Annotated in this window: 12 protein-coding genes; all 12 read right to left on the bottom strand. The window is 48.7% G+C overall.

All coding sequences use genetic code 11. The features are described from left to right. Positions 1-20: 20 nt before the first annotated feature. Positions 21-2,534 carry a 5'-nucleotidase C-terminal domain-containing protein gene (locus NtB2_RS02420; RefSeq protein WP_109245354.1) on the bottom strand — a complete coding sequence of 838 codons (2,514 nt, stop codon included), beginning with the start codon at positions 2,532-2,534 and terminating at the stop codon, positions 21-23. A 234-nt stretch (positions 2,535-2,768) separates the two neighbouring features. Then, positions 2,769-3,842, bottom strand: a complete 1,074-nt coding sequence (locus NtB2_RS02415; protein WP_109245353.1) for a carbamoyl phosphate synthase small subunit — start codon at positions 3,840-3,842, stop codon at positions 2,769-2,771. Between the two features lie 4 nt (positions 3,843-3,846). Next, entirely contained in the window at positions 3,847-4,773 is a 927-nt protein-coding gene (locus NtB2_RS02410; RefSeq protein ID WP_109245389.1) for an aspartate carbamoyltransferase catalytic subunit, read from the bottom strand. Between the two features lie 70 nt (positions 4,774-4,843). Beyond that, positions 4,844-6,133, bottom strand: a complete 1,290-nt coding sequence (locus NtB2_RS02405; RefSeq protein ID WP_109245352.1) for a uracil-xanthine permease family protein — start codon at positions 6,131-6,133, stop codon at positions 4,844-4,846. A 5-nt stretch (positions 6,134-6,138) separates the two neighbouring features. Beyond that, positions 6,139-6,663, bottom strand: coding sequence for a bifunctional pyr operon transcriptional regulator/uracil phosphoribosyltransferase PyrR (gene pyrR / locus NtB2_RS02400; protein WP_109245351.1), 525 nt, complete (start codon positions 6,661-6,663; stop codon positions 6,139-6,141). A gap of 211 nt (positions 6,664-6,874) precedes the next feature. After that, positions 6,875-8,413 carry a signal recognition particle protein gene (gene ffh, locus NtB2_RS02395; RefSeq protein WP_109245350.1) on the bottom strand — a complete coding sequence of 513 codons (1,539 nt, stop codon included), beginning with the start codon at positions 8,411-8,413 and terminating at the stop codon, positions 6,875-6,877. A gap of 117 nt (positions 8,414-8,530) precedes the next feature. Beyond that, entirely contained in the window at positions 8,531-8,890 is a 360-nt protein-coding gene (acpS, locus tag NtB2_RS02390; protein ID WP_109245349.1) for a holo-ACP synthase, read from the bottom strand. Next, the gene (gene pepV / locus NtB2_RS02385; RefSeq protein WP_109245348.1) at positions 8,890-10,305 is read right to left on the bottom strand and encodes a dipeptidase PepV; all 1,416 of its coding nucleotides are present in this window, start codon (positions 10,303-10,305) and stop codon (positions 8,890-8,892) included. The genes acpS and pepV overlap by 1 nt, the downstream gene beginning before the upstream one ends. A gap of 96 nt (positions 10,306-10,401) precedes the next feature. After that, positions 10,402-11,433, bottom strand: a complete 1,032-nt coding sequence (locus NtB2_RS02380; RefSeq protein WP_109245347.1) for a hypothetical protein — start codon at positions 11,431-11,433, stop codon at positions 10,402-10,404. A 103-nt stretch (positions 11,434-11,536) separates the two neighbouring features. Beyond that, positions 11,537-12,613: an A/G-specific adenine glycosylase gene (mutY, locus tag NtB2_RS02375; protein WP_109245346.1), complete on the bottom strand. Its 1,077-nt coding sequence runs from the start codon at positions 12,611-12,613 to the stop codon at positions 11,537-11,539. A gap of 44 nt (positions 12,614-12,657) precedes the next feature. Then, positions 12,658-14,442, bottom strand: a complete 1,785-nt coding sequence (gene uvrC, locus NtB2_RS02370; RefSeq protein WP_109245345.1) for an excinuclease ABC subunit UvrC — start codon at positions 14,440-14,442, stop codon at positions 12,658-12,660. Positions 14,443-14,574: 132 nt separating this feature from the next. Further along, positions 14,575-23,871, bottom strand: coding sequence for a KxYKxGKxW signal peptide domain-containing protein (locus NtB2_RS02365; protein WP_109245344.1), 9,297 nt, complete (start codon positions 23,869-23,871; stop codon positions 14,575-14,577). Positions 23,872-23,906 lie beyond the last annotated feature (35 nt).

Genomic DNA, 23,906 nt, shown 5'->3' with positions numbered 1-23,906 from the left:
GCCTAGAATTTTTTTCTTGCTTATTTTATTGGAGTTGTTGTCGCCTTAGTCAGTGGCTTCGCTGTTCCATCAAAAGTCTTGCTCTGGATAAAGTCCTTGCCCTCAGGCAGGGTCTTTATTTTCTTGATATAATCGATGAAAATATCCGTATCATCGAGCTGGAAGCCTGCGACGTCTTTGACCGTCGGCCGTGTGAAGACTTCAAAGCCATCTCCACCACCCCTCAGAAAGCTGTTAACAGAAACTCGGTAGCTCTTGTCAAGCTCAAGCGGTCTGCCATCAATGAAGCTGGCCTTGCTAACGACGTAGGGCGATTCATTTGGGTGGACCCCTGAGGCGATGTCAGGGTTACTCGTCACTTCATATTTCAAGCCGTATTGGTGGAGGTAGTGATTACTGCCTCTTGCCGGGCTTGGAGAGTGCAGCGTCTGTTCATTGAGGGCATCAATGATTTCCTGCCCTGTCATTTCGACAATCTGAATCACATTGCGGAAGGGCTGGACGGCCTGGGCCTGACCCCAACTGATGGAGCCGTCGGGATTTTTAGCCAGGTCAGCCCGGATGCCACCGTTATTGGTCAGTGAGAGGTCGACCTGTTGGCCTTTTTCTTTTGCTGTCTCATAATGGGCCTTTGTGATGAACTGGCCGAGTAGGGTCTCGCCAAGATGGTTCGGCTTCTGGTCTGGTCCGCCGTCAATGCCCTTAATTTCTGGAAGATTAGGGACCTTGAGGAAGCCAGCATTGCCACGTCTGAGGTAATCGCTATTGCCTGGCTGGTACTGGGCTCCTGTCGGATAGGCACCGATATTTTCCTGGATAATTTTTCCAGTGATGGCCTTTGCCTCATTGACGATATTGAGAACGGCCGGGTCTTCTGGAATATTCGTCTCTGCATCTTCACGGGTCTTGCCCGTAATAGTGCTGGTCGTAGGGACGATATCAGCGTCTGGGATAGCGCTAAAGTCATTGGTCTTGGTATCATATTTGCCGATGACATTATCAAAGGCCTTGCCGTAAGAGAGGGCCTGGACGACTCTAGTCTTGCCAACCAAGCCATTGGTAAAGGTGTGTGAGTGGCCAGCCAGGTAGAGGTCGACCGAGTGGTTTGGTTCAATCTGGTCGAGCTTCTTGATGATGTCTGCTGTCTCGCCGTAGACAGGCTTGTTGGGGTCGTCATCGACATTGTTTGACGAGGTATGTCCCAGAACGACGATGGCGTTGATGCCTTGTTTTCTGAGTTCTTTAGAGTATTTGGCAATAGCTTCTGCCGGGTCTGTGAAGTTGTAGTCTTTGACGTGCTCAGCAAGGACAATGTTTTTGGTCTCAGGTGTCACGACACCAATCACACCAATCTTTGCGGTCTTTCCATTAGCTGACTTCTGCTCAAGGACGGCATAGGGCTTGTAGTCTTTGGGAATCGAGCCGTCTGACTTGTTTTCAAGGTTGGCGATGACCAGCGGATAGTCGCTTTTGAGCTTGTCTTGGCTGAATTTCTTGTAGAAGTCGGACGCCAACTTGTCGATGTTTGAGGTCGGATTGGCGACTGGATTTTGTCCTGAGCGGACCTTTTCAAGGAAGTCCAGGCCCCGGTCAAACTCGTGGTTGCCCAGTGTGCCGATATGAATTTGCATGGCCTTTAGTGCTGCAATCGTTGGCTGATCGTAGATGAGCGAGGAGACGCCTGGACTTGCCCCAATCATGTCGCCAGCCTCAAAGCGGAGGCTGATACCGTTTTTGTTGTTGTTGAGAAAGTTGGCCGTATAGCCGTTGAGATAGCCAGCTAGCCTGGCTGCCCCGCCGGTCAGATGGACAGAACGACCACTCGGGTCGCCTGTGATGGCAGGCAGGGTCACCTTTTGATTGGTCGTGTCCAGGTTGCCGTGGAGGTCATTGATGCCGAGGATTTGAACGGGGATGATGTCGTCAAATTCCTCTGGCTTACCAGCTACTGGCGGTTTGGCTGGCGTAGGATTTGGCTTGGTTTCTGGTTTTGGAGCTGGCTTATGATTATTGTCTGGCCTGCTTTGGGCACTGGCTGCATACCAGCCAATGCCCTCATCCTTCCAGCCGTGTTTCTTAATGAGCTGGTCACGCTCATAGCTACTGGTCGTGAGATGATGGGCACCTGCTCCAGCCTTGGGATTGTAGAGGCGGTAGACCGGACTGCCCTTTGATGGATCATCTGACTCAAGGGCGACGCCTTCATCCCGCCAGCCCTGCTTGACCAGGACGGATTTTTCATAGGCTGACTGCGTATAGTGGTGCTCTCCGCTCTTGTGGTTATAGACCCGATAGACGGGGCTGCCCTTTTTGACTTGTTGCCAGCCGATACCCTCCTGACGCCAGTTTTTGTCGATTTTGGGAAGCTGGCTATTTTCGTAGCTGGACTTGGTCCAGAGGTGGGCGTGACTGGCGGTGTTATAGAGGCGATAGACGTCCTCTCCTTGGCCTGTTGCCTTTGCTGACGGAACGGCGACGATCGATAGACCTGCTAAGAGCAGGCCAGAGAAAAGAATTTTGCTTGCGTGTTTCATGAGACTCCTTTTGGATTGATTCCACTTGTTTCATTTTGCTTCGCTTATTTTTAATTCTTTAGACTTTTTGATGTGCACTGACCGTGGCGAACTTTGCTATATCAGTATTTTCTCCTCCTGACTACTCCAAATTCTACTGCCATTATAACAACTGTTTTTACTTTGACAAAAGAATTCGTCTTGCTTTTTTGACAGCAAAAAAAGCCATGCTAAAGCATAACTTTTCTAAATTTCTCATTTCTTAAAGTCATCCATCATCAACATAAAGTCATCAAAGAGATAACTCGCATCATGAGGTCCTGGAGCCGCATCCGGATGGAACTGGACGCTGAATGCTGGGTAGCGAGTATGCCTCAAACCTTCGATAGACCGGTCATTGATTTCCTCATGGGTCACCTCCAGGTCATCGGGCAGGCTCTCCCGGTCGACGGCATAGCCGTGATTCTGCGAGGTAAAGTCAATCCGTCCAGTCTTCAAATCACGAACGGCGTGGTTGAAGCCCCGGTGGCCAAATTTCATCTTATAGGTCTGAGCACCGTTGGCCAGGCTAAAGAGCTGGTGGCCCAGGCAAATCCCGAAAATCGGGACCTTGCCCTGGATGCCCCGAATCATATCAAGAGCCTCTGGAACGTCTGTCGGGTCGCCTGGACCATTGGTCAGCATGACACCATCTGGCTTCATGGCCAGAATGTCCTCAGCAGTCGCATTATAAGGCAGGACAGTCAGATTGCAGTTTCTGGTACTGAGTTCCCGGAGGATGCTGTGTTTCAGGCCAAAGTCAACGACAACCACGTTCTTACCTGTATTTGGCGATGGATATGGACTCGAGGTCGAGCTAGTCTCCACCTGATTTTTCGGCAGGACGGTCGCCTGGAGTTGGCTCATCTGGTGGTCAATCGAGTCATTGGCATTGGCCAGGGCGGCCTTCAAAGTCCCGTGTTCACGGACAATCCGGGTAATGGCCCGGGTATCCACGCCTGTAATTCCAGGAATGCCCTTGGCCTTGAGAAATTCATCCAGGCTCATCTGCATCCGCCAGTTTGACGGGCGTCGTGCCGCTTCAGAAACGACGACGGCCTTACAGGTCGGATGGATGCTCTCATAGTCATCCCGGTTCACACCGTAATTTCCGATTAACGGATAGGTAAAGGTCAGGATTTGGCCATTGTAGGACTGGTCTGTGATGGACTCTTGATAGCCGGTCATTCCAGTATTAAAGACCAGCTCGCCTGTCACATCCAGATTGGCCCCGATGGCTTCTCCTTCAAATACCCTTCCATCTTCTAAAATTAGCAGTCTTTTTGTCATTTTTCTAACCTTTTCTTCCAGCAAGAACAGCTTCGAGGATGGCCATCCGAGTATAGACCCCGTTGGTCATCTGTTGAACAATCCGGCTCTGTGAGCTTTCAACCAGTGAATCAGCAATTTCTACATCCCGGTTGACCGGAGCAGGGTGCATGATGATGGCTTCTGGCTTCAGTGTCTTCGCCCGCTCTTCGGTCAGACCAAATTGTCTGTGGTAGCTCTCCTTAGAGAAGCTTTCTTCAGAGTCATGGCGTTCGTGTTGGACACGGAGGAGCATGTGGACATCGAGTTTGGGAAGAATCCGATCCAGGTTGGCATAACGGCCGTATTGGTCAAATTCTTCATCGTACCAGGCCGCAGGCCCAGTGAAATAGAGCTTGGCTCCGAGCTTTTTGAGCATCATCATGTTGGATTTGGCCACACGAGAGTGGGTCAGGTCGCCTGAGATGGCAATCCGGAGACCCTCAAATTTCCCAAATTCTTCATAAATGGTCATCAAATCAAGCAGGCACTGGCTTGGGTGCTGTCCTGAGCCGTCGCCTCCGTTGACAATCGCACAGTGGATATTGTCTGACTCGACCAGCTCTTCATAGTAATTTTCCACGCCAGAGCGGACCACGCAGACCTCAACGCCCAGGGCATCGAGCGTCAAAATCGTGTCGTAAAGGGTCTCTCCCTTGCTGATAGAGCTGGCCTTGGCGTCAAATTCAAGAATGTCCAGGCCCAGCTTGGCTTCGGCGATGTGGAAGCTGTGGTGGGTCCGGGTTGAGTTTTCAAAGAAGAGGTTGCTGGCAAAGGTCTGCTTGTCCAGCTTGAACTCAGCTGTACCGGCCTTAAACTCAGAAGCCCGCTTGATCAGGCCCATCACTTCTTCTGTTGAGAGGTTTTCCATTGTTGTCAGATTTTCTAAGCTGACTAATCCGTTTTGCATCATTGACATATAGGTCTCCTTTACCCCAGCCGTCTGCTCGCTGTCAGGACGGCGTCTTTGCAATTTCTAATATTTACGCTTCTTCTTTAGGAAGCACCAGGTTCATCACGATCCCAAAGATGGTAGCAATCGCGACAGAACTGACTTGGAAGTTTTGTGTGATTTCGAGCACCATGCCGCCAATCCCGATGACCAACACAACAGAGCTGATCAGAAGATTTCGCTTGATGTCAAAATTAATTTTATTTTCAACAATAATCTTGAGACCACTCGCAGCAATCACGCCAAAGAGGGCAATCGATGCCCCGCCAATCACGGGAGCCGGAATCGACTGCAAGAGGGCTGTAATCTTGCCGATAAAGCTGACCACCACAGCCAGAGCTGCAGCGCCTGCTATCACATAGATTGAATGAATTTTTGTAATGGCCATAACACCGATGTTCTCCCCATAAGAAGTCACCGGTGGTGCGCCGATAAAGCCGGCAATGACCTGGGCTACACCATCTCCGGCCAGGGTCTTATCGAGGCCTGGCTCATGGAAGTAGTCCTTTCCGGTCAATGAATTCAGTACCATGATATGGCCAAAGTGCTCTGTCATCGTGACAAAAGCAATCGGAGCCATGGTAATGATAGCCGAAGGATAGAAGGCCCAGTGGTAGCTGGCAAAGGGGACTTCGACTGGCGGAAGCTGGAGCCAGTTGGCATGGGCCACACCCGTCAATGACACGATGTCTTGATGGGTCACTGCCCCAATGATCAGGGCTGCGACATAGCCTGTGATAATCCCCAGCAAAATCGGTACGACAGACAAGATCCGTTTTCCATAAATGCTGTAGATGACAATCGCCATGACCGTAATCAAGGCAATCAGGATATAGGCCAGGCTGTAGCCGCTCAAGTGGGCCGTGTCCTTATACATGGCGTCATTGATGGCCGTAGGGGCTAGGCTCAGCCCGATGACCATGACAATCGGCCCAACCACAATCGGAGGCAGGACCTTGTCAATCCAGCCTTTGCCAGCAAAGCGGACAATCAGGGCCACCAGTAGGTAGACCAGACCGCCCGTCATCGCTCCTTGTGCAATGGCAGGCAGGCCACCGTGCTTCATGAGCAGGCTCATCGCACCAATGTAGGCAAAGCTCGAGCCCATGTAGGCCGGCACCTTGAAGCGGGTCACTGACATGTGGGCAAGTGTCCCAAGCCCTGAGCTCAGGAGGGCGATGGCCGGATTGATGCCGACCAGGATCGGTACGAGCACGGTCGAACCAAACATGGCAAAGAGGTGCTGGAAGCTCAGGCCAAACCATTGGCTCAGGACTGGCTTCTCATCCACCCGTAAAATAATGTCTTTATCCGTCGTCATCGTCCTTAGGCCTCTCCTTTTTCAAGGTAGAGGCTGTCTTCACCGTCTGACTCTGACATATGAACAAAAACTTTTTCATCACGAGCCGTTGGAATGTTTTTACCAACATAGTCTGCACGGATAGGAAGCTCACGATGACCGCGGTCAACGAGTACCGCCAACTGCACACGGGCAGGACGACCAAGCTTCACAAGACCATCAATGGCTGCACGAATGGTACGACCAGTGTAGAGGACATCATCAACCAAGATAACGTCTTTACCCTTGATATCAACCTTAATATCCGTTGTGTCTTCTTCAACTTGCATATCGTCACGGAAAGGACGGGTGTCCAATTCACCAAATGGAATATCCAAGCCCTCAAGTTCAGCGAGGCGCTCCTGAATACGTTTCGCCAGGTAAACCCCACGTGTCTTGATTCCGATGAGGACGATATCATCGAGCGACTTATTGCGTTCGATAATCTCGTAAGTGATACGGGTGATTGCCCGTTTCATTGTGACTGCGTCTACAATTTCTTTCTTTGCCATCTTGGCTCCTTTCTGTGATACAAAAAACCTGCATACTCAGAATGTCAGAGTATACAGGTATATCAGAAAATAGGGTAACCCCTAATATAATGCTATTTACTTTTCCGACCTTGCCTGCCTCTCTGGACATTCTTAAAGGTTTTCTATATTATAGCTCTTTGTTTTTGATTTGTCAAAAATTTCTTAAAGGCTTTTATTAGCAAGACTGAGCTTATTTCTTCCGCCCCTTCTTCATCTTCTTCTGGGCCCGCTTCATCGCTTGCTTCATGGCAAATTGACTGGCCTTCCCTTTGATGCCTCCACCAAACATAGCAGACATATCAGGTGCTCCAGCGCCTCCACCCATGAGACCAGACAGGTCTCCGAGCTGACTCATGTCAGGCATTCCCCCAGGAAGATTAGGCATCCCGCCATTCTGCTTGGCCATGCCGGCCATCATGGCGTTCATATCGCCAGACATCATGCCCTGCATCATTTCCTTTGATTGGTTAAAACGTTTGATAAATTTATTAACATCAACATAAGAGTTCCCAGAACCTGCTGCTAAGCGACGGCGGCGGGCTGGGTTGAGTTCGACTTCAAGCCGACGCTCAGCTGGTGTCATTGAAAGGACGATGGCTTTCTGTCTGGCAATTTCCTTTTCGTCAACCTTGACATTGGCTGCACCTGGGATTTCAGACATGCCTGGAATCATCTTCATGATTTCATCGAGCGGCCCCATGGATTGAACCTGATCAAGCTGTTCAATAAAGTCACTGTAGTCAAAACGGTTCTCTGCCATTTTTTCAGCAAGCTTGGCAGACTGCTCCTCATCAAATTGGCTCTGTGCCTTTTCAATCAGGGTCAGCATGTCACCCATACCGAGAATCCGAGAACTCATCCGGTCTGGGTAGAAGACTTCAAGGTCGGTCAGCTTTTCACCGGTACCAGTGAATTTAATCGGCTTGCCTGTGATCTCACGGATAGACAGGGCTGCACCACCACGGGTATCCCCGTCAAGCTTGGTGATGATTACCCCTGTAATATCAAGCTGTTCATCAAAAGTCTTAGCAACTTGAGCCGCCACTTGCCCTGTCATGGCATCAACCACGAGCAGGATTTCTGTTGGCTCAGCCAGGGCCTTGATTTGACGGAGCTCGTCCATGAGCTTATCATCAATTTCGAGACGACCGGCCGTATCAATCAAGACATAGTCTTTTCGCTCTTCACGAGCTTTAGCCAGCCCGTTTTTCACGATATTGACAGGACTTTCAGCTGTTCCTTCATCGTAGACCGGGATATCCAGCTGCTCACCCAGTGTCTTCAACTGGTCAATCGCCGCAGGCCGATAAACGTCAGCCGCAATCATCAAAGGACGGGCATTCTGCTCTTCCTTTAGTTTTTTAGCAAGCTTACCAGCAAAGGTGGTCTTACCAGCACCCTGGAGCCCCACCATCATGATGATGGTTGGAATCTTAGGCGACTTGAGCAGCTCCGCCTCACCACCACCGAGAATAGCGGTCAGCTCTTCATTGACAATCGAGATGACTTGTTGGGCTGGATTCAAGGCCTCAGAGACCTCTGTTCCGATCGCCCGATCACGAATGTTCCGAATGAATTTTTTAACAACAGGAAGGGCAACGTCGGCCTCAAGCAGGGCCACCCGGATTTCCTTGGTGATTTCTAAGACGTCGTTTTCAGTGACCTTACGTTTCCCACGTAAGTTTTTGAAGACGCCTTGCAGGCGTTCTGTTAGATTTTCAAATGCCATGATTTGTTCCTATTCTTGTGTTTAGTCCTTATTATTATAGCATGTTTAGAAATAAATTAACACCGACCAAAGGCTGATAAAAAAGCCAGGAGTCTTATCCTAGCTTTTCTAAATTTCTTATTTTTCTAAAATCACAAAAGCCACAGCTTCCAACTTACTATGGGAAATAGAAAGATGGGCCAGCCCTTTATCATAGGGATGCTTGCGGAAATAAGGTTTTCCGAGTTCATCATTTTCTACTTCTAGGTCCTGGAAGTCCAGCTGGCTTCCAAAGCCTGTTCCCAGAGCCTTGGCAAAGGCTTCTTTCGCCGCCCAACGACCAGCTAGAAATTCAATCCTGCGACTTTCAGATTGTAGGCCGTCAAATTTAATTCTTTCATGCGGAGTCAGCACCCGACTGATAAACTTCGAGCTCCTGACCATCGCATCTGCAATCCGGGTCAATTCGACATTATCTACACCAGAGCCAGCTATCATTATTTCGCCAATTCGTAAATAGCTTCTGCATAGATGGCCGCTGATTTGAAGATGGCATCAACTGGTTTGTATTCGTTGGATTGGTGCATGGTATCTTCTTCACCTTCAAACATGGCACCATAGGCGACACCACGTTCAAGCAAACGTCCGAATGTACCACCACCGATAATTGTCTCGTAACCTTTGAGGCCAGTGTGTTTTTCGTAAACGCTGAGAAGAGTTGAAACGAGTGGGTCATTTTCAGGCACGTAGTGAGGGGTCATCACGTGTGGTGCGATTTCTACTTCAGTCACGCCAGCCTTGCCAGCCAAGATTTCTTGCATGCGTTCTGGTGTGTTACCTTGTGGGAAACGGAAGTTCAAAGCGATTGAAGCTTCACCATTTTCATCAAATACCCAAACACCAGCGTTCATAGAAGTATTACCCATGAGTTCGTCAGTGTAGGCAATGCCAAGTTTTTCACCTTCGTGGTCTTCAAGAAGAAGGTCAGCAGCAAAGTCGATGTAGGCCTTAGCTCCATCAGCAAAGCTGAGTTGTTGGAGGAAGAGGGCAAGGTAAGTCGCCGCATTCACACCTTTTTCTGGCATGGCACCATGAGCGCCTTTACCATGCATAGTCAGCGTGTACTTGCCAGCTGCTTCTTCGATTTCACAAGTCAGGTTTTTGCTTGCATTTTCAGCAAGGAAGGCATCCAGTTTAGCTTGGAGGTCAGCCACTTCGCCAGAAATGACAGCAGTTGCCACTTCAGGGACCATGTTCAGGCGAAGACCTGATTTGAAGCTGTGGAGTACTGTCGCACCAGCATTTTTACCGTTAAATTTAACGATTTCAGAGACGTTACCTTTTTCACCATTGATGATAGGGAATTCCGCATCTGGAGAAAATCCAAAGTCAGGCAATGGCAGGTCGCAGTGCTCGAAATAGTAGTCCATGTCGCCCCAGCCTGATTCTTCGTCAGTACCTACGATAAAGCGGATTTTCTTAGACAATGGCAGGCCGAGTTCTTTGATGATTTTCAGGCCATAGTAACAAGCGATTGTAGGACCCTTGTCATCAGAAGCTCCACGGGCATAGAGATTACCGTCTTTGATGACTGGTTCGTAAGGATTTGTGTTCCAGCCTTCTTGGTCAGCTGCTGGCACAACGTCCAAGTGACCGATAATACCAAGCACTTCGTCGCCTTCACCAAATTCAAAGTGTCCAGCATAGTTATCAAAGTTGCTGGTCTTGTAGCCGTCACGCTCAGCCATCGCAAGGAAGGTGTCGAGAGCCTTACGTGGACCAGGGCCGAAAGGATTTTCCTTGTCTGCCTTTGAGTCATCACGCTCAGAGTTTACCTTCAAGATGGTGAACAAGTCTTCCATCAAGGCGTCTTTACGCTTTTCAACTTCTGCTGTAAAATCGATTGTTGCCATAGTGGCCTCCTTTATTAAAATACAGTTTTGAAACTGTTTTCTTTTAATATTATAACACAAAAAAAGAGCAATTTCTGCTCTTAAATGTGAAAATTCTCATTTAGTTGTTGCTTTTCTTTTCATGAATTTCCGGATTTGGAAAAGGGAGAGGCTGCTAATCAGGGCCAGGAGGCCAGCAAGCATTGTCTTCTTGCTGATTTCATTACCTAGGGCTGGGATAGCTGTCGCTGATGTTGAGGTAGACAGGAAGCTTGGGCTTGTTGTGTCACTGCTTGAAAAGCCATTAATTGAGTTTTGGCTTGATCCTTGAGGGCTTCTATTGTCCATCAGGCTGACTTCTGCTGTTGGAGGAAGCTCTTCAGCTGGGCTGGACGTGTTGTTGTCAGGGGCTGAGGGTGTTGCTGGACTCGGATTCTCCGGGAGTTGGATTGGGACATTCGGCCAAATCGGCTGAGGGTTGCTAGGAATCCCAGGAATTTCAAAATCTACCTCTGGAAGGACGATGCTCGGGATGACTGGAGCCGTTGGGCTTGGGGCCGGGCTGAGTCCTGAACCAGGAACATTTACCTCCACGGTTGGAAAGTTGGTCGAGGGATTATCTGGGATACTCGGGAAATTTATTTCCACTTCTGGAAGTTCAATTGTCGGTAAGATTGGAGCTGTCGGGGCTGGAGTCGGCTGGAGATTATCCACCGGCACCTCTACGTCCACTGTAGGCGTATTTGGCTCTGGATTCTCTGGAATCCCCGGGAACTCAACATCAACTTCAGGAAGATTAATGCTTGGCAGGACTGGAGCTGTCGGAGTTGGAGTTGCTTCAAGCCCTTCTTCTGGGACATTCACTTCCACGGTTGGAAAGTTGGTCTCGGGATTTTCTGGAATGGTCGGAAATTCTACTTCCACTTCTGGAAGATTATTGCCTGGGATGACTGGGACAGGCTGGGCCGGCATAGGCTGGAGCTCATCTATCCCTGGGATATTCGGCTCCTCAGGCTCAGCTTTTGCATTCAGTTGCTCAGTCGCCAGGAGCTCGCTTGCTCCAACCTCATCTGCCAAGGCCACTGAGCCAAGCACAGCTGTCGATAATAGCAAGACACCGGCCATCGATAATTTCTTTTTCATTTCCATTTAATATTCTAATCTCCTTTTCATGAACATGTTACCATTATCTAATAATTGTTTGATAATACAAAGCGATATACAAAAAATCCCTAGCTAAGCTAAAGATTTCTCATTTATTTAGGAGTTCAAAAATCTTGACCTGGGGCCCAGCCAATGGAATCGCAGACATGTCCTCCAGCCAGAGCTTATCCTCTGTCAAAAAGTCTTCTGCGACCTCAAAGCGGTCCTCTGGAATCGCCTGAATTACAGCGATATGCCATTTCTGATGGGAAAAGATATGGGTTAGCTTATCCAGAAAGGCCGTCCTAGAAATCGACTCTGGCAGGTCAGGCAGGCTTTGAATCGCTTCGCCTGAAAGCACGGCCTCGTATTCCTTCTTGTTCATTTCCACTAATGGAAATGTCCACATATTAGCAAGAAGGCCAGTAGACGGACGTTTTTCCAGATAATATTCTCCCGAGCTGTTTTGCAGGGCAAGTGCCGCATAGTAAAGGTCTTTCTGCTTCAGCTTCTTGGTCTTGACGGGGAAGTTGACCGCTTCTTCACTAAAAGCCAGCTGGCAATAATCAGCCAGTGGACAGCTGTCACAGTTGGCCTGCTTGGGCTTGCAGATGGTCGAGCCGATGTCCATCAGGGCCTGGTTAAAGTCACCAGGCCGTTCACTCGAGATAAGGCCTCTCAGTTTTTCCTCGAAGACCTTGCGAGATCTGCCCAGGGAAATATCCTCAGAAATCCTGTAGAGCCTGCTGGTTACTCGGAGGAGATTGCCATCAATCGCCGGCTCAACGGCATCAAAGGCAATCGAAGCGATGGCAGCGGCAGTATAGGGACCAATGCCCTTGAGTGAGAGAATATCCATTAAATCGCTCGGAAAGACCCCATCAAAATTCTCCTGGACCTCTATTGCAGCCAGCTTGAGATTTCTTGCCCGAGAATAATAGCCCAGCCCCTCCCAAAGCTTCAGGAGTTCAGCGTCCTCAGCCTCCGCCAAGTCTTTAATGGTCGGATACTTTTTAATAAACCGCTCATAGTAGGGGATTACCGTCTCCACCTGGGTCTGCTGACTCATAATCTCAGAAATCCAGATTTTATAAGGATCCCTGCTCAAGCGCCAGGGCAGAGGCTTTTTATGCTTGTCATACCAGGCGAGCAGGTCAGCCTGAAATTTTTCCGTATTTATCATCATTTTATTATATCAAAAAAGTCCAGCCGGGGCTGGACCATCTCTACTTAGTCTTCTGATTTTGTAAGGCTTTCCTTGACTCGCTTAGCGACCTCAAGCGGAATCCCAGCCTCAGCTACCAGCTGGACATCAGCTTCTTCAATGGCTTTGAGATTCTTAAAGCTGGTCAAGAGCTTCTGCTTCCGCTTAGGACCCAGGCCTTCAATGCCATCCAGCTTCGATGAAAAACTGTTCTTCCCACGGAGCTGCCTGTGAAAGCTAATCGCAAAGCGGTGAACCTCATCCTGAATCCGAGTCAGCAAGAAGAACTCCTGACTCCGGCGATCGAGCGAGACCAGCTCAAGCGGCTCGCCATAGAGGAGTTCGCTGGTCTGGTGCTTGTCATTCTTCTGCATGCCGGCGACAGGAATATCGAGACCCAACTCGTCTAAAACCTCTTGAGCCGCATGGACCTGTCCTGCCCCACCATCCATGGCAATCAGGTCGGGCAAAACCGTCCCCTCACGCATGGCCCTGCTATAGCGACGGCGGATGACCTCCCGCATGGTCCCGTAGTCATCAGCTCCGACAACCGTTTTAATCTTGTATTTCCGGTAGTCCTTCTTGCTTGGCTTGCCATCAATGAAGACCACCATGGCAGAGACCGGCGAAGTCCCCATGATATTGGAGTTATCAAAACTCTCAATCCGGTGGGGTGTAGGGATGCCAAGGAGCTTACCGATGCCTTCTACAGCCCCCTGGGTCTTGACCAGGTCTTTTTCAGCCAGGTCAAACTTGAGCTGGAGCTGAGTCCGGGCATTTTTTTCAGCCATGGCGACCAGTTGTTTCTTCTCGCCCCGACTGGGCTGGATGACCTTGGCCTCTTCGCCGACAATAGCCTGGGCAGAGGCCAGGTCGATTTCCTTAGAAAGATAGATTTCTTTAGGTAGGAGGTGGTTGGCCTCCTTATAAAATTGTCCTAAGAATGTCAGAAAATCATCCTCTGCCTCTGCATAATATGGAAAAAGGTTGACATCCCGCTGGATCAGCTTGCCCTGGCGGACAAAGAAGACCTGGACACACATCCAGCCGTTGTCGACGTGATAGCCAAAGACATCCCGGTCTTTATTGTCCAGGTTCCGCATTCTCTGCTTGGTCCTCAGGGTCGAGATGGCCTTGAGGATGTCCCGGTATTCAGCAGCCGCCTCAAAGTCCAGACGGCTAGAGGCTGACTCCATGTTTGCCTGCATTTCTCTGACAATTTCATCATCATTACCATTGAGGAAGCGTTTGATCTTCTCGACCATGTCCACATAAAGCTGCGGGTCGACATGATTGACCACCGGACAGAGGCATTGATGGATATGATAATAAAAACAGACTTTCTTCTCATGGAGCGAACACTTTCGCAGAGGGAAAATCCGGTCGAGCAGATGCTTGATTTCATTGGCCGCGCCGACATCTGGATAAGGGCCAAAGTATAAGCCACCGTCCTTTTTGACCTGGCGGGTAATCATCAGGCGGGGGTACTTCTCATGCGTGATTTTGATGAAGGGATAGGACTTATCGTCCTTGAGCATGATGTTAAATTTTGGCTTGTGCTCCTGAATCAGGTTGATTTCTAAAAGAAGACTCTCAATATTAGATTCAACGACAATATACTCAAAATCCTCAATTTCTGAGACCAAAAGCTCGGTTTTTGTATCATGCGAACCCCGAAAATAAGAACGCACCCGATTTTTCAGATTTTTTGCCTTTCCGACATAAATAATTGTGCCATTTTTATCTTTGTGGAGATAGCAACCAGGACTGTCTGGCAGAAGCTCCAGCTTTGCTTTAATCGTAGGATTCATGCCTTATATTATAACACTAATCCCCTTCCAAACAAAGCTTAGCATCTTGCTCTATTTCTGTCTCTAAAAAGAAAAATAGTGCTAAGGAAAATCCTTAACACTATCCCTAAAGAATCAGATAAAAGCTAAATTTTAGGCTTCATCTTCTTCTTTTTTCTTTCTCTTCTTTGAAGCAAGTGCAGCAAGGCCGGCTGCAAATCCGAGAAGGCCGAGACCTGTGGCAGCGGCTGAGTTGTTTTCCTCGCCCGTGTCTGGGAGGAGATTGTCATTTGCTGGGCTTGCATCTGAGTTCGTATCAGGGAGGGTCACTTCGGCTTGAATATTGGATGTAGACAAGCTGAGTGATGTGCTCACTGAAGTTGAAGTCGACGTCGACTGACTCAGAGAATTGCTAACACTCAAGCTTGAAGACAGGCTCTCACTCAATGATTGTGACATTGAAACTGAAGCACTATTAGACAGGGATTCTGAGGTCGACTGGCTGACAGAACTGCTCTTGCTTTCAAAGTTAGACATTGAGTCACTCAGTGAGCTTGAAGCTGAGAGGCTACGGCTTTCAGCATTGGATGCTGAGTTAGAGCTTGACTCTGAGCTACTTGTAGACTTGCTCGTGCTGTTTGAGCTTGACTCTGAGAGTGAGGCACTTGCTGATTCACTTTCGCTCAGGCTTGATGACTGGCTACTAGTCATGGAGTTTGAAGCCGAGTCACTTTGGCTATTGCGGTTGGAGTCGCTGCTGCTTTCAGACTTGCTGACTGAATTGCTCTTGCTGAGTGATGTAGACATTGAGCTTGAGTCAGAAGCTGAATGGCTCTGGCTTTCTTCGTTTGAGAGGCTTTCGCTGCTAGACAATGAAGCTGACTCAGAAGATGACAGGCTATTTGAGCGACTGCTGCTTGCTGAGTTAGACGCAGAATCACTGCCGTTGTTTGAGAGGCTCTCGCTTGAAGACTTGCTGGCTGACTCGCTTGATGAGAGTGAGTTTGATGTGCTTGAGCTGTCAGACTTGCTGGCTGAGTTGCTCTCGCTTGGGTTTTCACTTGTAGAATTACTCTGGCTTTCGCTCTTAGAAATCGAAGCTGAAAGGCTTGAGCTATCAACATTTGACAGGCTTTCGCTGGTCGAGCGAGAAGCGGAGTCGCTCAGTGACTGGCTGTTTGAGCTTGAAGTCGAATCAGACTTGCTGGCTGAGAGGCTCCGAGAAGCTTCATTGCTCTGACTGTTTGATGTCGACAGGCTCGCTGAGCTTGAGCTTGAGTCGCTGTTAGAGCTTGACGTACTTGTAGACTTGCTGGCACTCATCGACAGACTCTTATCTTCAGACAGGCTCTTGCTTTGGCTTAGGCTGGCTGACTGGCTTGATGAAGCAGAGTTTGAGCGACTTGTGCTGAGAGACTGGCTGGCTGAGATTGACTCAGACTGATGCTCAGACAATGAACTGCTGAGAGACTGGCTGGCACTTTGTGACTGGCTCTGGTCTTCAGACAGGCTCTTGCTGGTCGATTGACTCACTGACTGGCTCTTGCTAGTTGAATTCAACTGGCTTTCAGAGAGTGACTGGCTGGCTGACTTAGATGCTGAGGCAGAGTTTGAGATTGACTCGCTCGCTGACCTGCTGGCAGATTCTGAGCCGGTGTCGCTAGGGTTATTAGACAAGCTTGTGCTGAGTGATTCACTGTGGGAAACACTCTTGCTTTCGCTAGTTGAGGCGCTCTGGCTCAGTGACTCGCTCTTGCTTTCAGAGTTTGAGATTGAGATTGACAATGACTCGCTCTTAGATGAGCTCAAGCTCTCACTCTTGCTTTCCGAGTTTGAGAGGCTTTCAGACATGGAGCTGCTCTTAGAAATAGAGTTTGAGACACTATTGCTTTCAGAAAGTGAAGTAGACAGTGAGCTTGAACCACTCATTGACTCTGATTCAGTGATTGACTTAGAGTCGCTCAGGCTTTCACTCTCGCTCTTTGAAGCGCTCGTGCTTTCAGAGAGGCTGTTGCTCAATGAAAATGAGGTCGAGTTGCTTTCTGACTTGCTCTGGCTCATGGTGGTGCTCAGACTGCTTGAGGCTGAGTTAGAGACAGAAGTTGATTCTGACAATGAACTGCTCAGGCTGTTTGAGCTTGAAGTTGACTCAGAGTTAGTCAAACTGAGTGATGTAGACAGTGAGCTTGAAGCACTGTTGCTGATAGATGTAGAGACTGAGAGCGAGTTCGATGTGCTGCTTGAAGCTGAGTATGAGGTTGAGATACTTGCTGAAAGGCTACTGCTATCACGGTTTGAGATGGACTCGCTCGTTGAGAGGGAAGCTGACAAGCTTGAGCTTTCTTCGTTTGAAAGTGAGGCAGAGTCAGATTCTGAGTTGCTGACGGAGTTGGACTCGCTCTTGCTTGTCGAATCGGAGTCAGACTTGCTGACTGAGCTACTGTCGCTCAGGCTGTTAGACGCGCTTGAACTGCTTGAGTTGCTGACAGAGGCTGATTCGCTCAGGCTGTTTGACTCGCTGGTGCTTCTAGAGAAGCTCGCTGACTCGCTTCGGCTGAGCGATGTTGAGGCTGAGCTTGAAGCAGAGTTTGAGGCTGACTCGCTTGTGCTTTCTTCGTTAGAAAGGCTGGTGCTGTCAGAGTTAGAAACTGACGTTGACTCAGAGATCGAAGCCGACTCGCTTGAGCTCAGTGAGTTTGAGGCTGAGTCGCTAGCGTCGTTTGACTTGCTTTCGCTTGTTGACTTGCTGGCAGACTCACTTTGGCTCAGGGAGTTCGAGGTGCTTGAGCTGTCGGACTTGCTGACGGAGTTGCTTTCGCTTGGCTTCAAGCTGGTTGAGTCGCTGAGGCTATTGCTCTTAGAAATCGAAGCTGAAAGGCTTGAGCTTTCTACATTTGACAGGCTTTCACTTGATGAAAGTGAGACTGACATACTGCTTGACGCGCTGTTCGCGTCAGATTCTGAGCGGGAGTCGCTGAGGGACTGGCTCTTAGATGTGTTTTCGCTCAGACTTTCTGATTTAGACAGACTGGCTGAGTTAGAGCTGGATTCTGATTGAGATTCAGAGTCGCTGACAGATTGGCTGGCTGAAATCGACTTGCTGTCAAGGCCAGACTCAGAGTCGCTGGTGGAGATGGATGCTGAGAGGCTTGATGAAATCGAGCTTGATTCGCTCTTGCTCATAGAGTCTGAGCTTGAGAGGGATTCAGAGTCACGCTTGGACTCTGATTCGCTCTTAGAATCGCTCAGGCTGTTTGAAGTGCTGTTATCTTCTGACAGGCTGGCACTCTTAGAGTCGCTGGCTAAATTGCTCAGTGACTCAGAGCTAGATGCTGACTCGCTTGAAGAGAGGCTGGCGGACTCTGAAGCTGAGGCTGAGTTGGAGTCAGACGCGCTGGTTGAGCGGCTTGCGGACTCTGATCCCGTGTCGCTTGGGTTATCAGAGAGGCTGGCAGAGAGGGACTCGCTGGTTGAAGCGGACTTGCTGTCGCTTTCTGACAGGCTTTCGCTCATTGAGCTACTCTTTGAAGCCGAGTTAGACGCGCTGTTTGAGATAGACGCAGATTTAGACAGGCTGATGCTGTCGCTCTTAGAGGTTGAGTTTGAGGCACTGTCTGAGATAGACTCGCTCTTAGAAGCAGATTTAGACAGGCTATTGCTTTCAGAGAAGGACTCAGAGCTTGAAGCTGACTCGCTCTTAGAAACTGAGTTGCTTTCTGATGTTGAATTACTCAGGATGTCGCTTGTGCTTTCGGAGTCGCTCTTGCTCATTGAGAGGCTGCTGCTCAGTGATGATGAGTAAGAGTCTGATTCGGACTTGCTCAGGCTGATGGATGTTGACAGTGAGCTTGAAGCAGATTTAGAGACAGATGTTGACTCTGACAGAGATTCACTCTTAGCAATAGACTCAGACAGAGAACCAGAGTTAGACCAGCTCAGAGAGTTTGATGCCGAGCTAGACGCGCTATTAGACACTGAGTTAGATTCAGAAAGTGAGTTAGACCGGCTACTTGACGCTGACTCAGAGCTTGAGAGGCTGGCAGACTTGCTGTCGCTTTCACGCTTAGACTCAGACGCGCTCATAGACTCAGAAGCTGACAGTGACCGGCTGTTGTCTTCTGAGATTGAGCTAGAATCTGATTTAGAGCTACTCATTGAGTTTGATTCGCTTGTTGATGCGGAATTTGACTCAGACGCGCTGACAGAAGTGCTATCGCTCAGGCTTGAAGACTCACTACTGCTTCCTGAGTTAGAAATTGAGTTACTTTCGCTTTCACGATTAGACGCGCTGTTGCTTTCAGACTTTGAAACAGAATTGCTTTCACTGAGTGAACTTGATTCAGAACTTGAAACAGAGTTTGACGCAGAGTTTGACTCGCTTTCTTCATTAGAAAGACTCTTACTTTCAGAATTAGAGATAGACGCTGACTCGGAAACTGAGCTTGAAGTCGAATCGCTCTTAGAGTTAGAAATAGAGTCGCTAGCATTGTTAGATTCACTTTCGCTAGCTGAGTTAGAAGCTGACTCACTCAGGCTCAGTGAGTTAGACTCGCTAGAGCTTTCAGACTTACTCACAGAGTTCGACTCGCTAGGATTCAAACTTGTCGAATCGCTCTGGCTATTGCTCTTAGAAATTGAAGCTGATAGACTTGAGCTGTTCACGTCAGACAGGCTTTCACTTGTAGAAAGTGAAACTGACTTGCTGATCGAAGTACTGTTAGAATCAGATTCTGAAGTAGACTGACTCATCGACAGGCTCTTAGAAGTCTTGTCGCTCAGGCTGTTTGACCTGGAAAGGCTGATAGAAGCAGACTTAGAGGCTGAGTTAGACTCAGAGTTGCTGACAGACTGGCTGCTACTCAATGAATTGCTGTCAAGGCCGGATTCAGATTCACTCTTAGAGATAGAAGCTGACAGGCTTGAAGAGTTAGAGCTTGACTCACTCTTACTCATAGACTCAGAGCTAGACAGTGACTCAGACTCACGCCCAGACTCAGACGCACTGGTAGACTGGCTGACTGAGCTTGATTCGCTTTGGTCTTCAGACAGGCTGTCGCTCTTAGACGTGCTGGCAGAATTGCTTGCTGACTCAGAATTTGAAACGGACTCGCTAGAAGACAGGCTGGCTGACTCAGAGACTGACTGAGAGTTAGAGACAGACGCACTGTCAGAGCGACTCGCCGACTCAGAGCCGGTGTCGCTTGGATTGTCAGAGAGGCTTGCAGACAGTGAAGCACTGTTTGAAGCAGAGTTACTTTCGCTGTCAGACAGGCTTTCGCTCATCGAAGCACTCATAGAAGCTGAAGTTGACTCAGACTTAGACTCAGAGGCAGAGACTGACTCGCTCTTACTCAAGCTAGTACTTTCACTCTTAGACACAGAGTTAGAGGCACTATCAGAGATTGACTCGCTCTTAGAGGCAGACTTAGAAAGACTGTTACTTTCAGAAATAGAAGCTGAATTTGAGCTAGATTCGCTCATCGATTCAGATTTTTCATCTGAGAGGGAATTGCTATTGCTAAGGGAAGCACTCTTAGAAGCACTGTTGCTCTCAGAAAGACTAGCACTGACTGAGTGTGACTTAGAGCTAGACTCAGACTCGCTCATACTGATTGAGTTACTCAAACTGCTTGATATCGAGCCTGACCCAGAGTTAGAGGCAGACAATGACCGGCTTTCAGAAATCGACTCTGATAAGGAAGCCGAGTTAGACCTGCTCTCAGAATTTGACTCAGAGTTAGACTCACTATTACTTACAGAGTTAGACTCAGATAAGGAGCTTGACTCAGAGCTAGATTCAGACGTAGAGGCAGACAGACTTTGACTATCGACATTCGACTCAGATTCTGACAGAGACTCAGAAGCTGAGCCTGAGTTTGACTCAGAGCGAGAATCAGACTCAGAGCTTGAGTTTGAGACTGACTCGCTCTCACCCAGACTGCGGGAAAGACTGCTACTTTCAGAGTCAGAGCTAGAACCTGACAGGCTAGATGAGTTGGAATTGCTTTCGCTCTTAGAGCCAGAGAATGACTCACTCAGACTCAGTGAGTTAGACATTGAGCTAGACTCAGAGCGTGAGGCTGACTCGCTTGCGCTGTCTTCGTTGGATTTACTATTGCTTTGTGAAATCGACGCTGACTCAGAAGCTGAGCGGGATCTTGAAAGACTTGAGCTCTCAGAGTTTGAAGCTGAGTTTGAGCTTGACTCTTGGCCTGACTTACTTTCGCTGGCTGACTGACTTACTGAAGTACTTTCAGAAATCGAATTTGAGTCAGATGAGCTCCCAGAATTTGAGATAGAGGTCGACTGACTTGGGTTCAAGCTTGGATTATTTGACAGGCTTGAAGACTGTGACAGGCTGGCTGAGACTGACTTACTGTTATTGTCTGAAAGACTGCTAGAGATAGAGTTTGAGACAGAGGTGCTCAGTGAGCCGGAGCGAGAAATCGAGTCTGACTTAGAGCTTGAAGCTGACAGACTTTGAGAAAGGCTGGCAGACAGACTGCTTGAGGCTGAAAGACTAGCAGACAATGATGATGAAGCTGAGTTTGAGACAGAGCTAGTCAGCGAATCGCTCAGACTAGACGACTGTGAGCTGGACTCAGAGCTGCTCGCAGAGTCAGACTGACTTTGTGAAAGACTGTTTGAAATGCTTTCGGAGCTAGACTGTGACAGGCTGTCAGACTTAGAGCTGCTCAGAGATTCAGACTTACTTGATGAATTTGACTCTGATGTAGAGATAGACTCAGAGGCTGAGTTTGATGTGCTCTGGTCTTCAGACAGGCTCTCGCTCAGTGAGCTTGAAGCTGAACCAGACTTGCTAGCTGACTCAGACTCGCTCTCAGATTGAGAGAGACTCGCAGACTCTGAAGCTGACTTAGAGGCAGATTCAGACTCTGACTTAGAACGGCTGGCTGACTCAGAGCCGGTGTCGCTTGGATTCTCAGACAAGCTAGCAGAGAGCGAGCTTGAGACAGAGGCAGAGTCGCTTGAGCTGTTGGACTTGCTGTCGCTGATTGACTCGCTCTTACTGAGTGAGCTAGACAGTGAGCTTGAAGCTGAATTACTCTTGCTGATACTGATACTGCCAGATTTAGAGACTGAGTTTGATAGGCTCGCTGACAATGAGCGTGAAGCTGACAATGAGTCAGACTTCGACTCAGAATCGCTGACAATCAATGACAATGAGCGTGAATTTGAAAGCGACGTGCTCAGTGATCTAGAGTCACTTCTTGACTCAGAGATGCTGGCACTTAGACTTTGGCTCTTAGAGACACTGTTATCAATAGAAAGCGATGCACTCAGTGATGAAGAGTTCGAGCTATTTTCAGAGTTGCTTGAGCTCGTAGAATTGCTCCGGCTGAGTGATGTCGAAATAGAGCCAGAGGTCGAGCTAGACAGCGATGAGCTAAGGCTGTATGAGCCTGACAGCGAAGCACTGTCTGAGCTGCTCAGCGATGTTGAGTCAGAGGCAGATTTACTCCAGCCCTCTGAATACGACGTAGAGACGGAGCTTGAGGCTGAATATGACTCAGAGAGCGATGCACTCGTGCTGGTCGACAGTGAGAGCGAGCTCACTGTGTCAGGGACATAAGTCAGGTCAAAAGTTACCGTGCCATCTTCATAGTAATAGTCTGAGGTATTGTTGAAGCCCGCTGGAGTATCTACACCACCGTAAGTGATGGGTGTCCCATCTGCCCTAGTAACCGTGACCACGGCGTTATAAACCTGGCCATTAGCATCTGTTTTGGTGCTCTCCCAAGAATCTAAAGGAAGGGCTTCCCCGACCAATCCAGACGCGGTAGTACTAGAAGCTTCTCCGCTGGTCAGGTCATGCGTGGTAAAAATATATTGACCCGTATTCGCAAGCAGGTAAATCGTGAAGTCATTGCTATTTGTATAGGTTGGATGTGCTGCAAAGGCTTCATCAAGGCTGTTATAAGTGTTGCCTTGGCTGTCTGCAACTTGTGAAATATGATAACCTGCTGGAATAGAAGGCGTGAATGAGAAGGGATCATCGTAATTAGCAGTCAGGGTCTGCGAGCCGGGCAAGCTGGGAACGGGTTTACCAGGACTATTCCCCTGCCCTGGTGTTTTTGGATCCCAGAAGTAGCGAACTGTCCCATTCACAGTCTTAGGCGTATAGTAGACATCAATAGATTTCGGATCGCCCGTCGTCATATCATAGTTTTCTACCTTGACAGAGGGGCCAATCGAACTTAGATCATAGCCTGTAATCCCTGGTGCAGAAAAATCATAGTCATCGGCTGAATTTGCCGTCGTCCCATTCACAACACCAATCGTATCGCCGACATTGGCGGTAATCGTTGATGAAGCTGCTAAGGCAAGGTCTGTTTCCGTGCCATCAGCATTCTTTTTGTAGTAGTTAACTTTGACTGGAGCGGTACCCTTGGTAGCTGTAACCGTGCCAATATTGCCCGTCATTTCCGAATAGTAATCTCCCGTCGATGACCCAAAACCAACTGACATGGTCCTAGGAAGTACAATATCAGGGTAGATTATTGTCGGTGCACCATTAGGATTACTGATGTCTAACTGAAGAGTACCTTTGACTGTAGTACCATCATCACTGACTGTGCTAGGCTTCCAAGTGACAGTCAAGGAATCCCCACCGGAGTACATCGCAAGGTCACTTACTGGATTGACGCCAATCTTACTCGAACCAGATGGTAACAGGTCCCCATTAGCATTAGTCGTAGCAATACGAACCTGCTGAGAACCTCCACCTCCTTGGCCTGTTGAATTATCACCTAACTCACTATTATAGTAGAAATCACGCCCCAAAAAAACAGTATTGGGAAGTCCCCCAATACCTAAATATCCATGTGTGCGTGCGTTTTGAAAGTCAGAGCCTGTGACAGGTGTCAAAATGACACCGAGGGAATCTCCTGCTTTTCTGGCATCTGTCAATAATCCACCTACTTTGGTTTTAATCCCACCACCAAAGCTAAAAGGTTGAGACAAATCCAATGCTTGATTGAAGACATTCCAAGCAGCTGTACTTCCTTGACTACCATCTTGCAGGTTAAACCAGCCACCAGTCCCTGAGCCTTGCCAAGCACCATCGTAAGCGTTGCCCTTCCCATAGAAGGTCCAGTTTGAATGGTTTGAGAACTCGTTCGTGTAGCTGTGGTTTAATGTATCAGAGGTTTGCCCAGGCTGTAAAGCACCTGAATAATACGAAAAAGGCATCGGCACAGCCGTACCATCGCCAGCCGGGATCGTCGTCCCACCAGAGCCGTCCACATTGGTCGTATCGGCCAGCGCAGAGACCGCAGCGTCCACCGCTGCAGCCCCGCCAATCGATGCAGACACTGTCCCAATTGCCGCATACATCCAGCGTTTCTTCGCCTTGTACATCCGGTAGTGGAGCTTCATGTCCGCCTTGGCCAGCTTATTCTTTCTATTAGAGTGGGAGTTGTTCATCATTTTTTCCTCGAGTAAAAATTTTCTAGGATAAAGCT

The organism is Lactococcus termiticola (assembly GCF_003116835.1).
Lineage (GTDB): Bacteria > Bacillota > Bacilli > Lactobacillales > Streptococcaceae > Lactococcus > Lactococcus termiticola.
Note: the sequence above shows the minus strand (reverse complement) of the source record. Positions and strands in the feature narration are given on the sequence as shown.

Coding starts and splice junctions, on each gene's coding strand:
- NtB2_RS02420 (WP_109245354.1), bottom strand. CDS start 2,534: ATGAAACACGCAAGCAAAATTCTTTTCTCTGGCCTGCTCTTAGCAGGT.
- NtB2_RS02415 (WP_109245353.1), bottom strand. CDS start 3,842: ATGACAAAAAGACTGCTAATTTTAGAAGATGGAAGGGTATTTGAAGGA.
- NtB2_RS02410 (WP_109245389.1), bottom strand. CDS start 4,773: ATGATGCAAAACGGATTAGTCAGCTTAGAAAATCTGACAACAATGGAA.
- NtB2_RS02405 (WP_109245352.1), bottom strand. CDS start 6,133: ATGACGACGGATAAAGACATTATTTTACGGGTGGATGAGAAGCCAGTC.
- pyrR (WP_109245351.1), bottom strand. CDS start 6,663: ATGGCAAAGAAAGAAATTGTAGACGCAGTCACAATGAAACGGGCAATC.
- ffh (WP_109245350.1), bottom strand. CDS start 8,413: ATGGCATTTGAAAATCTAACAGAACGCCTGCAAGGCGTCTTCAAAAAC.
- acpS (WP_109245349.1), bottom strand. CDS start 8,890: ATGATAGCTGGCTCTGGTGTAGATAATGTCGAATTGACCCGGATTGCA.
- pepV (WP_109245348.1), bottom strand. CDS start 10,305: ATGGCAACAATCGATTTTACAGCAGAAGTTGAAAAGCGTAAAGACGCC.
- NtB2_RS02380 (WP_109245347.1), bottom strand. CDS start 11,433: ATGGAAATGAAAAAGAAATTATCGATGGCCGGTGTCTTGCTATTATCG.
- mutY (WP_109245346.1), bottom strand. CDS start 12,613: ATGATGATAAATACGGAAAAATTTCAGGCTGACCTGCTCGCCTGGTAT.
- uvrC (WP_109245345.1), bottom strand. CDS start 14,442: ATGAATCCTACGATTAAAGCAAAGCTGGAGCTTCTGCCAGACAGTCCT.
- NtB2_RS02365 (WP_109245344.1), bottom strand. CDS start 23,871: ATGATGAACAACTCCCACTCTAATAGAAAGAATAAGCTGGCCAAGGCG.